Origin of the sequence: Hypericibacter adhaerens, assembly GCF_008728835.1 — a bacterium.
GTDB lineage: Bacteria > Pseudomonadota > Alphaproteobacteria > Dongiales > Dongiaceae > Hypericibacter > Hypericibacter adhaerens.
In genome coordinates this window covers 2183466-2195971 of record NZ_CP042582.1, presented here as the reverse complement: position 1 = coordinate 2195971, position 12506 = coordinate 2183466, and the positions used below count along the sequence as shown (strand labels likewise).

Sequence of the window (12506 nt, the reverse complement as noted above, 5' to 3'; positions counted from 1 at the left end):
TCCCTATCGTCATGCGTTGAGTTTTGTTGTCTTGGCAGGACCCGGCCGCATCGCGGACGAGCCTGTCTCCGGCACCGAGTTCACCGAGGATCTTGGAATCTTGAGGTCCCAGCTCCGCTCGAAGACCGGCGTCTTGCCCTCGAAGGCGGAAAGCGTCGCCGTGAAATGCCAATCGGCGCCGCTGGAGGCCAGGGTCGAGCGGGTTTCGATCGAGACCTCCCAGTCGCCCCGCTTGAATCCGGCGCGGCGCCGGGCTTCCGATCCGGCTCGCGCCGGATCGCCGGCGGGCATCGCATAATGCTCGGAACCCGTGGCCGTCAGGTCGAGATCGACATCGTCGATATGGAGCGCGCCCAGGTTGCGCACCACATCGACCGTGGCGCCGCCGTCCGCCTGCGTCTCGACGCGCACCCGTCCCCGCTCCGGAGCCACCATCACCGTCCCGGCCAGCGCGGGCGGGCTCCAGGCCTCGCCCAGATCGGGCGGCTGAACGGTTTCATCCGGCCGCCGCCGCGGCAAGGTCAGCTGGCCGCCATGGACCGTCACCGTCGCCGGGCGCGGCGACGGCATGGCGAGCGGCCAATAGGCGGTCGAGAGCGCGACCCGCAGCCGGTGGCCCGCCGGCACCTCATAGGCCATGTCCTTCAGCTTGATCTCGACCTCGTAGATCTTGCCCGGCTGCAGGGCCTCGGCCCGGCCATGGCCGTTGCGATGCTGCAGATTGAGGAGTCCATAGGTGATGCGCGACGCCGTGCCGTCGGGGGCCAGATCGACCAGGCGCGCCGCCAGCATCGCCTCGGGGCTGTCGCAGGCGACACGGAGCGAAAGCCGCGTGCCGCCCAGCAGCTGCAGCGATGCTTCCAGCGGCGCGCCGTCGAAGCAGAGCGAGCCCGCATCCTCGTCACGCTGGTCGGTCGGCATGTCGGGACCCCAGCCATAGGGGCACCACTCGCCGGACGCGGTCCCGATCGTCGCGGGCGAGCGGATCGTCCCGACGAATTCGGCCGGGGACGCGCCCAGCCCCGAGGGACCGAGGCCGAGGCGAAGCGCCTCGACGTTCGGGCTGGGCCAGGCCGCTTCCGCGATCCAGCGGCCGGCGCGAACCTCGTAGCGCGAGCGCGGCGGCTCGGCCGCCTGCAGCCAGGCCGTCAGCATCGGCTCGTCCATGAGCCCGGTGTCGCGGCCCTTGAGCCAGTGATCCCACCAGCGGACCGCATAGCCGATGAAATCGATCCGGGGTCCCGGCGTGGCCACATGGGGAAAGGCATGGGCCCAAGGCCCGATCAGGCCCTTGCGCGGACCGGAGAGACCGCCCAGGAGTCGCAGCACCGCGTTGGTATAGCCGTCGGCCCACCCGCCGACCGCCAGCACCGCCGCCTTGATGGAACCGTAATCCTCGCAGACCGATCCGCTGCGCCAATAGGCGTCGCGATCGCTGTGGCGCATCCATCGCGCCGCCGGCGGCTCGACCGCCGCCAATCGTTCCTGCCACATCTCGCGCCAGCGCGAACCGACGATGGCAGGATCGGGCGGCGTGGCGAGCCAGGTGAAGAGGGTCGCGCCGTACTGCAGGTTATCGTTCAGCAGGCAGCCGCCCATGTAATGCATGTCGTCGGCATAGCGGTCGTCGGAGGCGCAGGTGGTGACGATGGCCTTGAGCGCCGGCGGGTTCTGGGCCGCGATCTGCAGCGAATTGAAGCCGCTCCAGGAGAGGCCGATCATGCCGACGGCGCCGCTGCACCAGGGCTGGCGCGCGATCCATTCGATCACCTCGACCGCATCGGCCCATTCGCGCGGCGTGTATTCGTCCGTCATCACCCCGTCGGAATCGCCGGCACCGCGCATATCGACGCGGATCGAGGCATAGCCCGCCGCGGCGAAGGCCGGATGCAGGATCGCGTCGTCGCCGCGATGGCGGTCGCGGCGACGGTAAGGGAGATATTCGAGAATGGCCGGCACCGGCCCGGTGCCGGCTTCGGGCAGCCATAGCCGCGCCGCCAGCCGGCAGCCGTCCCGCAGCTCGATCCAGACCGTCTCCTCGATCCGGATACCGTCGAGGCTTGTGGCGTCAGGCTGCGACAAAGCCGCTCCGCTTACGGTCCGAAGGGGCGGCGCCGGGAAGCGGCGCCGTCAGCAGCGCATCGACCAGGGGACGGGCATCGGCCTGACGGGCGAGCGCGGCGATGCGTTCCTCGAGCTTCCGGGCCGCCGGGATGCCCAGGGGCTGGTCGGCCAGCTCGTGGAACTTCGCCAGGATCTCGTCATCCGCCAGCGGACGCTCGGCATCGCCCCGCGCGGGCGTCGTGTCGCTGGCGACGGTCTTGCCGCCCTTGAGATGGAACCGGACCCGGGCGAAGCGCTCGGCGGGGAAGCGCGCGTTCAGATCCGGCGCCTCCTGCAGGCGGATGCGGTCGCTCATCGCCAGGATCGCGGGATCGGCCAGCGCCTCGCCCGACACGTCGGTCGGGGCGAGCCGGCCGCGGACGATCGCGGCAGCAACCGGGAACGGCAGGCTGTATTGCGCTTCCTCCGTCGAAGCCGGGCGATGCTGATCGAGGCGCACCGCCTCGTGGAAGGTCTCGACATCGATCATCTCGATGGCGGCAGGATCGATCTTGTGGCCGCGCTGCAGGACGAGCGCCGCCTCGACCGCGGGCTGGGCCCAGCGGCAGACCGGATATGGCTTGAAATAGAGCTCGAGAATGCGCCAGCGCTGACCGAGATCGGCCCAGAGCGGTTTCACAGGCTCGCTCTCGACCACCAGCGCCGGCGCGCCGGTGAAGCCGTCGGCCGCGAGATAGGCGGCGCTCAGGCCGCACATGGCGCCCCAGCCCGAGCCATCCTTCACCATGGTCGGGAAGTCGATGCAACGCATCATCTGGCTGCGCGGACCGTGATATTCCGCGATGCCCAGGGCGTGGCGGGTGCGCTCCGGATCGAGCCCCCAGAGCCGTGCGGCGACGGCCACGACACCCAGCGCATTCCAGGCACCCGAGGTGTGATAGTCGGGGCAGGTCGCGTGCTGCGCGATGCCGGCGCGGATCGCCACCTCATAGCCGATCACGAGGGCGGTCAGGAATTCCGGGCCGGAGACCGGCGTCTCGGCCGCGTCAGCCAACGCCAGGAGCGCCGGCAGGATCGCGACGCCGGCATGGCCCTTGGTCAGGACATGGCCGTCATGGGCGTCGAAGCTGTCGATGGTCATGCCGCCGGCCATGGCGGCGCCGAGCGGGCTCGCGACGCGGCCGTCGAACAGGAGCCGCGCGCGCGGCGCGCCCTCGCCGGCGCCGAAGGCGCGCACCGCGTGGTTCCGGATCATGTGGGAGAGCGGCGTCGCCAGGCCGGCCGCGGCGGTCCCGGCCAGATCGATCAGGCAGCGCTCCGCCATGCGCCTGACCTCGGGTGGCAGGCCGTCATAGCGCGTCTGGACGAGAAACGAATGAAGCCGCGTCATTTCCATGCCGGAATTCCTTCGGGCCGGGCGATCGGGAATGGCGAAGCTTAGGAACCCAGGCTCAGGGCGACATCGCCCGGGATCGACGGAATCTATGCGTGTTACGCCAAACTTGACCCCGGGTCCGACGGGCCATAAACCGGTCGAAACCCGCCCGCCGGAACCCCCATGAAGATCGCCCTCGGCCAGACCATCGGAACGCCCGGCGACGTCCGGGCCAATCTGCAGCTCATGCGCCGCCTGGCCCGCGAAGCGGCAACCCAGGGTGCAGCACTCCTGCTGCTGCCCGAGCTCTTCCTGAGCGGCTACAACATCGGCGATGCGGTGCCAGGGCTGGCCGAGCCCAGCGAAGGGCCTTCCGCCATCGCGGCCGGCGCCATCGCGGCCGAGGCCGGGCTGGCGATCCTCTATGGCTATCCCGAGCGCGCGGCCGGTGCCGTCTACAATTCGGCATTGCTGCTCGACCGGACCGGCCGGCCCGTCGCCAACTACCGCAAGACCCATCTCTGGGGCGAATTCGAGCGCGCGCAGTTCCAGCCCGGCACGGCAACATGCCTGTTCGATTTCGCCGGCGCGCGGTTCGGCCTGATGATCTGCTACGACATCGATTTTCCGGAGCTGGCTCGCCGCTATGCACTGGGCGGTGCCGATGCCATCCTCGCCATCAGCGCGACGACGGCTCCCTACTCCGTCGTGCCGCGCAAGCTCATCCCCGCGCGCGCCTATGAGAACCAGCTCTTCATGCTCTTCTGCGACCGCACCGGCGGCGAGCATGGGCTCGATTATGCGGGCGAGAGCGGCGTGGCGGCACCCGACGGCGAGATCCTCGCCGCTTGCAGCCGCGAGGAGGCCTTGCTGATCGCCGAGCTCGACTTCGAGCGTTACCGGCAATCGCGAGCGGGCTGGCGCTTCGCCGACGACCGGCGCCCCGAGCTCTATTCGGGCTGAGGCGCCCTGCCCGGCTGCCGCCCGGGCCGATCAATGATCGACGTTCTTGAGCTCTTCCTTGCGACGGGCCACGAAGGCGGCCAAGGCCTCCTCGATCGCGGGGTCGAGCGGCGGGCGCTCATAGATCTCGAGCGCCTTCTGCCAGATCTGCGTCGCCCGCTGCGTCGCGTCGAGCCCGCCCGCCAGCTCCCAGTTCTCGTAGTTCTGCCAGTTCGAGAGGAGCGGCGTGTAGAAGGCCGTCTCGTAGCGCGACAGCGTGTGCTCGGCACCGAAGAAATGACCGCCCGTCGGCACGGCAGCGATCGCTGCCAGCCCCTCGGCGATCTCGGCCGGATTGACGTCCATCGGCTTGATGGTCTCGGCCATCATCTGCAGCATCTCGACATCGAGCACGATCTTCTCGAACGAAGCGGTGAGGCCGCCCTCCATCCAGCCGGCACCGTGATAGACCAGGTTGGCGTGGCCCATGACCGAGGACCAGATCGACATCTCGGATTCGTAAGCCGCCTGCGCGTCGACGATGTTGCTGGCGCTCGAGTTGCTCGCCCGGTAGGGCAGATTGTAGAGGCGCGCGAGCTGGCCAGCCGCCAGCGTGGCGCGGGCGTTCTCGGGCGTGCCGAAGGCCGGCGCCCCGCTGCGCATATCGACGTTCGAGGTGAAGGCGCCATAGACGACGGGCGCGCCCGGTCGCGTGAGCTGCGTCAGCAGGATGCCGGCCAGCGCCTCGGCATTCTGCTGGGTCAGGGCGGCCGCCATCGTCACAGGCGTCATCGCCCCCATCAGGGTGAAGGGCGTCACCACCACCGCCTGGCCATGTTCCGACATGGCCATCAGCCCGTCGCTCATGGCCTCGTCGAAACGGCGCGGCGAGTTGACGGAGATGATGGTGAGGACGCCCGGATCGTCGATCATCTGCTCGCGGGTCAGCCCGCGCGAGATCGCCATGATGTCGATTCCGTCGAGCGCCCGGTTCCGGCCGATCGAGGTGCAGTGATAGACCCGGTCCGAATAGGTCACGTTGGCGAGGTAGCAGTCGAGATGGCGCGTGCGCGCCGGCAATTCGATGGGTGCGGTCGGCTGATTGCCGATGAAATGGATGATGTCGAAGCTCTGGGCGAGCTTGATCAGCGAGACATAATCCTCGTGGTTGCCCGAGCGCCGTCCGGCGACGGCGTCATGGATGTTGGGCGGCCCCGCCACCAGGCCGAACGAGACATGGTTCTCGCCGATATGGAGCCGGCGGGCGGGGTTGCGGGGCGTGAGGACAAAGCTCGAAGGGGCGGTCTTGAGCCCCTGGGCGATCAGTTCCCGGGGAATGCGGACCAGGCCGGTCGCCTCCTCCACCGCGGCGCCGGCCTTGCGGAAGGCCTGGCGCGCCGCGGCCCCCATGAACTCGATGCCGGTCTCCTCCAGGAGCGTCAGCGAGGCCTCGTGGATCGCCATGAGCTGGTCCTGGCTCAGCGCCTCGATCGGCTTGAAGCTGTTGCGCAGGGGCGGCTGGCCCAGGAGCGCCATGCCGAGCCGGGTGGTCTCCCGGGGGCGGCGCGGACGGCGGGCGGAGCGCGGGGTCTCCATCGGCTGATTCCTCGACGGCAATGATGTCACCTTGTCCCACCCGCGGGCTGCGCTAGACTAGCCTAATTTCGACCTGTGCTGATCGTTTTTGGGCTACTCCACAATGCGTAAGCGACTATCGGCGAAAGTCTCCGTCGCGCCCTTTCATGTGGGCGTGGTGCTGACGCCCGGCTTCTCCCTCATGGCCTTCGCCTCCACCGTGGAACCGCTGCGCGGCGCCAACCTGATTCAGGGTGACGTCCTCTATCGTTGGAGCCACCTGTCCCCCGAGGGCGGCATGGTCGCCTCGGGCGGAAGGCTCGAGGTGAAGACCCAGCCGTTGCCCAAGCCGGCCGACGCCGATCTCGACATGATCGTCGTCTGCGGCGGCATGGGCAGCGACAGCTATCGCCATCCCAAGCTGACCGCCTTCCTGCGGCAGATGATGCGGCGCGACGTGATGATCGGCAGCGTCAGCACGGCGAGCTTCATCCTCGCCGAAGCCGGGCTCCTGGATCACCGGCGCTGCACCGTCCATTGGGACTATATCGAGGCCTTCCAGGAGGCCTTCCCCCAGATCGACGTGATCAACGAGCTCTTCGTCATCGACGGCAACGTGTTCACCTGTGCCGGCGGCACGGCGGCCATGGATGTGATGCTGCAGTTCATCCGGCAGCGGCAGGGCGACCTCTTCGCCAGCCAGGTCTCGGACCAGTTCATCTACGGCACCATTCGCCAGCCGCGCGACGCGCAGCGCATGACCCTGCGCAACCGGCTGGGCGTGAGCCAGCCCGCCCTCGTGAAGGCCATCGAGATCATGGAAAGCGCGGTCGAGGCGCCGCTGCGCTCGCCCGACATCGCCCGCCGCGTCGGCGTCTCGACCCGCCAGCTCGAGCGGCTCTTCACGCGCTATCTGAGCTGCACGCCCTCGCAGCACTATATCCGCCTGCGGCTCGAGAAGGCGCGCAAGCTCCTGCGGCACAGCACCCTCTCCGTCCTCGAGGTCGGCGTCGCCTCGGGCTTCACCTCGGCCTCGCATTTCGCCCGCGCCTACCGGCAGCATTTCAAGCGGGTGCCGAGCGCCGACCGGACTCCCGAGACCGTCCCCTTCCTGGCCGAGGAGCGCGAGGGTCCGCCGCGGCGCAAGCCGCGCTCGTGAAAAAGGCCGGGCGCCACCGGCACCCGGCCTTGCTTCGGAAACCGGCTTGTCGCGCCTTGCGGATCAGCTCCAGGGGAACGGGCTGTTCGACACCGGATGCAGCTTTCCCTCGGCGAAGCGAGAGAAGCGGAAGGGATCGAGCAGGTCGCTGTGGTTGCCGCAGACATCGTCGGCCACCAGCTTGCCCACGCCGATCATCTTGAAGCCGTGGTTGGAGTCGGCGATCACATAGACATTGTCGCAGAAGCGGTCGAAGACCGGGAAGCTGTCCGCGGTGAAGCTGCCGATGCCGCCCGAGGGCTCCTTCTTGTAGACCTTGATCTGGCCTTCGAAGCGCTTCTGGCAGAAGGCCAGCGCCGAGCACCACATATGGGCGAAATCGTCGCCCACGACGAAGTCGGGCGATTCCGGCCCATAGGGATCGATCTTCACCGAAGCCGGATCGGCCTTGACCTTGAACGGCATGGCGCCGCCCTGCACGCCGCCGAAATTGAAATCGGGCTTGTAGTAGATGCCCCAGAGCTTGTCGGTGATGAGCGAACCGTCGACGTCGGACAGAAGCGGCGCGTCGGTATCGACATGGATCACCGGCGGCATCTTGCCGTCGTTGGTCTTCTGCAGGTTGGGATCGACGCCGAGCGTGCCCTCCTGCAGCGACCAGAAGATCCACATCGGCACATTGTCGTGCATCTTGCCGTCGCGGCCCTTGATCGAGATCTGCGCCGGCAGCTCCAGCATGTCCCAGATCTGCTTGACCCAGGGGCCGGCGCCCACGATCACCTGATCGCAATCGATATTGCCACGGTCGGTGACGACGGTCTTGACGGCACCCGACGCATCCTTCTTGAAACCCGTGACCTTGATACCGGTGGCAAGGCGCACGCCCTCGTTCTCGGCCTTCTTCGCCAGGCCGTAGATGGAGGCCGTGTTGTTGGCGTAGCCGCCCTTCTTCTCGTGCAGGACCGAGGTGATCCCTTTCGCCTGCCAGTCGTCGAACAGACCCTTCATGTATTTCATGGAATCTTTTTCGCCCTCGATGAAGACCGACTCGTAGCCGATCTCCTTCTGCTGCTTGGCGATCGAGGCGACGTCCTTGTGCATGACCTCGGGGCTGATCTGCATATAGCCGACGGGGTGATAGCTGAAGGCCTTGGGGTCGCTCTCCCAGACCGAGACGCTGTGCGCCATCAGGCGTCGCATCGCCGGCTGGAAATAGTTGTTGCGGATGACGCCGCAGGCGATGCCGGAGGCGCCGGCCGCGATCGCGGTCTTGTCGATGACCAGGATGTCCTTGCCGCTGCCGCGGCCGGACTTGCGCAGGTTCTCGCCCAGATGCCAGGCCGTGCTCAGCCCGTGGATGCCGGCACCGATGATCACGTATTTCACATGCGAAGGGAGAGCCATCGAGATCCTCAGGGTTCTGACGGTCGTCGCGGGTGACGGCCGAGGCGGCGCCCACTGTCGGAGCAATGCCGTCCGGGCATACGCGCCGGCCCGACATCCGATGGCGCGGAACCGACAATCCGCCCCTCGCCTCCCGCGCCTTCCCGGGCCGACGCTGCAGGCTCCGGGCGAGGAACCGGGGATGCCCTTAGCCCGTTATCCGGGAAGGGAAAACCAGGAGGCCCATGATGGTGGCCAAAGCCCGCTTCCGAGGAACCTTGCGAACGCCCTGGCGCCGCCGGCCCGAGCGGCGGAAACCGACACCGATCGTGGCCGAGGGGCCCACGGGATCGGCCAAGGACTCGCTGCGGGAGGGCGGCCTGCAGCCGGATGCGAAGGACCCGCTCCGCCATGCGCCGCTGAAGGAGCCTTACGGCGCCCGAAGCGGCGCCCACCCCGCTCCGGCAGACACGCCGGCAGCCGTCGCACAGGCGAGGCAGAAGCGCAAGCGCCGATCTCAGGGGCCGCGCTGATCCTGGCGCCGACGATGGGCGAGCCAGGGATAGATGAACCAGAGCGCGAGATAGATCAGGAAGAGGAGCAAGGCGATCGCGACGCTGCCGATCGCGCTCTCGATCACGAGATGGGTCACCACATAGGCGTCGATCGCCGTTCCGAGCATCAGGAACAGCAGCGCCCAGCTCAGCAGCAGGGACGTCGCATCGATGAAGTAGCCGGAAACATGCTCGCGTTTCGACCGGCGGTGATAGGCGGCGGGCGTCATGACGAGCGCGACCGAAATGGCGACCAGCACCAGAGCCACCAGATGAAGATGCTGATCGAGCCTCGACAGGCGCCCGAAGCCGACATTGAAGATCGCGATGAGCTGGAAGCCGAACAGCGCCTGGATGCCGGGGAGGATGATGCGCGCTTCCTCCAGGATGAAGGAGGCGGCCCGATCGAGCCGGCTTGATTCGGCCTGATTCTTCTGGGATCCGCCCACCATTCCTGCCTGCCGCCGCTCCGGTTTGCCGGCGGGAATCCTAGTCTAAAGCGCTGGTGGCGGCCAACGGGGACGCAAAAAGAAAGCTCCCTACACCCGTCAGGGGCGGGGAGCCGCAAGGCTCCGCGGATCGACCGACGGCGATCCGGGGCAGGAACGCGATTCTATTTCGCCTGGTCCGCCTTGTTTTCGATCCAGGCGCCGGAATTCTTCACGTCGCGACCGAAGCCCTCCGTGGTGTTGCAGCCCGCCAGCGCCAGCACGGCGATGGTCAACAGGAACGCGGCCCAGGCCTTCCAGGCCGGCATCGTAGGTATCGCGGTTTGCATCTTTGCAGCGATCATGGCTGAAGCTCCTTCCTATTCGAATCCATCCCCGTCATGTCTGCACGCAGGAGGCAACGCGACCTCGGGAGCATGGTTCCCGCTCGCGGAGATCAGGCAACCGGCGGCGGCCCGCGTCCGCGCACCAGGTGCATGACGAGCGTGACCAGGAACAGGGCGAGAAAGATGTAGAAGAGAAGCTGCGCGAAGCCGCCGAAGACCGCGGCGATGCCGCTGAATCCAAGCAAGGCCGCAACCAGCGAGATCAGCAGGAAGACAAGGGCCCAGTACAGCATGGCGATATTCCTCGTTGCTGCTCCAATGCCGATATCAAGAGAATAACGCCCCCTCCCCCGCCGAGGTTCCGCCGGCCCGGGCGCCCTTCTCTCTCCGCAAAGGCGGGAACTTCGACGCCCGATCGACGTTGCCGAGCCGTAACGCGCTAACGGACGCCGGGGCGGTTGCAGACCGCCGGGCAAAAGGAGAGGAGCGGCTGTGCGCTATCTTTTGCTGTGGCTTCTGGGGATTCCGATCCCGGTCCTGATTTTGATCTGGCTCTTGTTCGGGCACTGACGGGAGCCGATCACGACGCGCAGGGGGGACTGTCCGGAAACCCGACGGAACCCGGCATGACCCGGTTCAATGGTTCAATCCCGCGCGGGGGCCCGCGGCGCGAGCTATCTCCCCGCCATATTGTCTTCATGGGTAATATTCTCCGGCTCCCGCCTTTGCGGAGAGGGAACGGAATCCCCATCTCTGGGGCACCCCGACGAGGAGCCAGGAGATCGCGCCCCATGAAGGCCGTTGGATATCGCCGAAACCTCCCGATCGCCGCCGAGGACGCGTTGGTCGATCTCGAATTGACGGCGCCCCTGCCCGGCGATCGCGATCTCCTCGTCCGAATCATGGCGGTATCGGTCAATCCCGTCGATGTGAAGCAGCGCGCCCATGCGGCACCGCCGCCGGGTGTCGCGCGGATCCTGGGTTTCGATGCGGCCGGGATCGTCGAGGCCGTCGGCGCCAAAGTCACGCTGTTCCGTCCCGGCGAAGCCGTCTTCTATGCCGGCTCGATCGCGCGGCCGGGCACCAATGCCGAATTCCATCTGGTCGACGAGCGGATCGTGGGCCATAAGCCCAAGACGCTCTCCTTCGCCGAGGCCGCCGCCTTGCCTCTCACCAGCATCACCGCCTGGGAATTGCTGTTCGACCGGCTGGGCGTCCGGCCGGGCAAGCAGCCGGATGCCGGCACTCTGCTGATCATGGGCGGGGCCGGCGGCGTCGGCTCGATGCTGATCCAGCTGGCGCGGCGTCTTACGGGCCTGACCGTCATCGCGACGGCGTCGCGTCCCGAGACGGCGGCCTGGTGCGCCGCACTCGGCGCGCACCATGTGATCGATCATCAGAAGCCGCTGGTCAACGAGCTGGCGCGCATCGGCCAGCCGCAGGTCGATCTCGTCGCCAGCCTGACCAACACCGAGCAGCATTTCCCGGCGCTGGTCGAGATTCTCAAGCCGCAGGGCCGCCTCGGGGTCATCGACGATCCGGCCGCGCTCGACATCAATCCGCTCAAGCGCAAGAGCGTCTCCGTCCATTGGGAGCTCATGTTCACGCGCTCGCTGTTCGAGACGGAGGACATGATCGCCCAGCATCGCCTCCTGGACGAGGTTGCCGACCTGGTCGATGCCGGTGTGATCCGGTCCACGCTCAGCCAGAACCTGGGGCGCATCGACGCGGAGAACCTGAAAAAGGCCCATGCGCTGGTTGAAAGTGGCAAGGCGCGCGGCAAGATCGTACTCGAGCGATTCTGACCGGCGCGGGCGTCCCGCCCCGGCACCGGCCCGTATTCATTTCAAGATAAAGGATCCGCCATCATGAAGATCGATCTCACCGGCAAGACCGCCCTGGTGACCGGCTCGACGGCCGGCATCGGCCATGCGATCGCCGCGGGGCTCGCCGACGCCGGCGCCAAGGTCGTGATCAACGGCCGCAAGCCCGCGGGCGTCGAAGCCGCCATCGCGCGGCTCAAGGACAAGCATCCCGATGCCCGCGTCGTCGGCGCGGCCGCCGACGTGTCGACGGCCGCGGGCTGTGCCACCCTGGTCAAGGCCGTGAGCCAGATCGACATCCTGGTGAACAATGCCGGGATTTTCGAGCCGCGCGACTTCTTCGAGATCCCGGACGGGGATTGGACCCGGTTCTTCGAGACCAATGTCATGTCGGGCGTCCGGCTGGCCCGCGCGCTCATGCCGGCGATGCTCAAGCGGAACTGGGGCCGGATCATCTTCATCTCGTCGGAATCCGCGGTCTATATCCCCAAGGAGATGATTCAGTACGGCTTCACGAAGACGGCGCAGCTCGCGATCTCGCGCGGTCTGGCCGAACTCACCGCCGGCACCGGCGTCACCGTCAATTCGGTGCTCCCCGGCCCGACGCGTTCCGACGGCGTCGAAGGTTTCCTCCAGGCGATGGCGGCCCAGAACAACACGACCGCCGACGAGATGGCGGCGAGCTTCGTCAAGCAGCACCGGCCGAGCTCGCTGCTGCAGCGTTTCGCCTCGGTCGAGGAGATCGCCAACATGGTGGTCTATGCGGCCTCGCCGCAGGCCTCGGCCACCAACGGCGCTGCCCTTCGCGCCGAAGGCGGCATCATCCGCTCGATCGTGTGACACCGAAGCCGGACCG

General features: G+C 67.5%; 11 protein-coding genes. 4 read left to right on the top strand and 7 right to left on the bottom strand.

Annotated elements, in window-relative coordinates; all coding sequences use genetic code 11:
• Positions 1 to 9: 9 nt before the first annotated feature.
• Both FRZ61_RS09555 and FRZ61_RS09550 read right to left on the bottom strand, forming a co-directional pair.
• Complete coding sequence (locus FRZ61_RS09555) at positions 10 to 2082, bottom strand: CocE/NonD family hydrolase (protein WP_225309193.1); 2073 nt, start codon at positions 2080 to 2082, stop codon at positions 10 to 12.
• Positions 2069 to 3460: an MmgE/PrpD family protein gene (locus FRZ61_RS09550; protein WP_225309192.1), complete on the bottom strand. Its 1392-nt coding sequence runs from the start codon at positions 3458 to 3460 to the stop codon at positions 2069 to 2071. The genes FRZ61_RS09555 and FRZ61_RS09550 overlap by 14 nt, the downstream gene beginning before the upstream one ends.
• A gap of 162 nt (positions 3461 to 3622) precedes the next feature.
• On the opposite strand from FRZ61_RS09550, the gene FRZ61_RS09545 reads away from it, so the two are divergent.
• Entirely contained in the window at positions 3623 to 4402 is a 780-nt protein-coding gene (locus tag FRZ61_RS09545; RefSeq protein WP_151116953.1) for a carbon-nitrogen hydrolase family protein, read from the top strand.
• Between the two features lie 30 nt (positions 4403 to 4432).
• Here FRZ61_RS09545 and FRZ61_RS09540 read toward each other — a convergent pair whose 3' ends face one another.
• A complete protein-coding gene (locus FRZ61_RS09540) occupies positions 4433 to 5977 on the bottom strand; it encodes a trimethylamine methyltransferase family protein (RefSeq protein ID WP_151116951.1) in 1545 nt (514 codons plus the stop codon).
• A gap of 103 nt (positions 5978 to 6080) precedes the next feature.
• Here FRZ61_RS09540 and FRZ61_RS09535 point away from each other — a divergent pair, with 103 nt between their 5' ends.
• On the top strand, positions 6081 to 7115 hold the full coding sequence (locus FRZ61_RS09535) for a GlxA family transcriptional regulator (RefSeq protein ID WP_151116949.1): 1035 nt from the start codon (positions 6081 to 6083) through the stop codon (positions 7113 to 7115).
• Positions 7116 to 7178: 63 nt separating this feature from the next.
• On the opposite strand, the gene FRZ61_RS09530 is transcribed toward FRZ61_RS09535, so the two are convergent.
• From FRZ61_RS09530 to FRZ61_RS09515, 4 genes are all read right to left on the bottom strand, one after another.
• Positions 7179 to 8519 carry an NAD(P)/FAD-dependent oxidoreductase gene (locus FRZ61_RS09530; protein WP_151116948.1) on the bottom strand — a complete coding sequence of 447 codons (1341 nt, stop codon included), beginning with the start codon at positions 8517 to 8519 and terminating at the stop codon, positions 7179 to 7181.
• 496 nt (positions 8520 to 9015) lie between these two features.
• Complete coding sequence (locus FRZ61_RS09525) at positions 9016 to 9504, bottom strand: DUF6328 family protein (protein ID WP_151116946.1); 489 nt, start codon at positions 9502 to 9504, stop codon at positions 9016 to 9018.
• A 161-nt stretch (positions 9505 to 9665) separates the two neighbouring features.
• Positions 9666 to 9809, bottom strand: coding sequence for an entericidin A/B family lipoprotein (locus FRZ61_RS09520; RefSeq protein ID WP_151116944.1), 144 nt, complete (start codon positions 9807 to 9809; stop codon positions 9666 to 9668).
• A 128-nt stretch (positions 9810 to 9937) separates the two neighbouring features.
• Positions 9938 to 10120 carry a DUF1328 domain-containing protein gene (locus FRZ61_RS09515; RefSeq protein ID WP_151116942.1) on the bottom strand — a complete coding sequence of 61 codons (183 nt, stop codon included), beginning with the start codon at positions 10118 to 10120 and terminating at the stop codon, positions 9938 to 9940.
• Positions 10121 to 10618: 498 nt separating this feature from the next.
• Between FRZ61_RS09515 and FRZ61_RS09510 the strand changes: the two genes are divergently transcribed.
• Together FRZ61_RS09510 and FRZ61_RS09505 are read left to right on the top strand one after the other, a co-directional pair.
• On the top strand, positions 10619 to 11632 hold the full coding sequence (locus FRZ61_RS09510) for a zinc-binding alcohol dehydrogenase family protein (RefSeq protein WP_151116940.1): 1014 nt from the start codon (positions 10619 to 10621) through the stop codon (positions 11630 to 11632).
• Positions 11633 to 11695: 63 nt separating this feature from the next.
• On the top strand, positions 11696 to 12490 hold the full coding sequence (locus FRZ61_RS09505) for an SDR family NAD(P)-dependent oxidoreductase (RefSeq protein WP_151116938.1): 795 nt from the start codon (positions 11696 to 11698) through the stop codon (positions 12488 to 12490).
• Positions 12491 to 12506 lie beyond the last annotated feature (16 nt).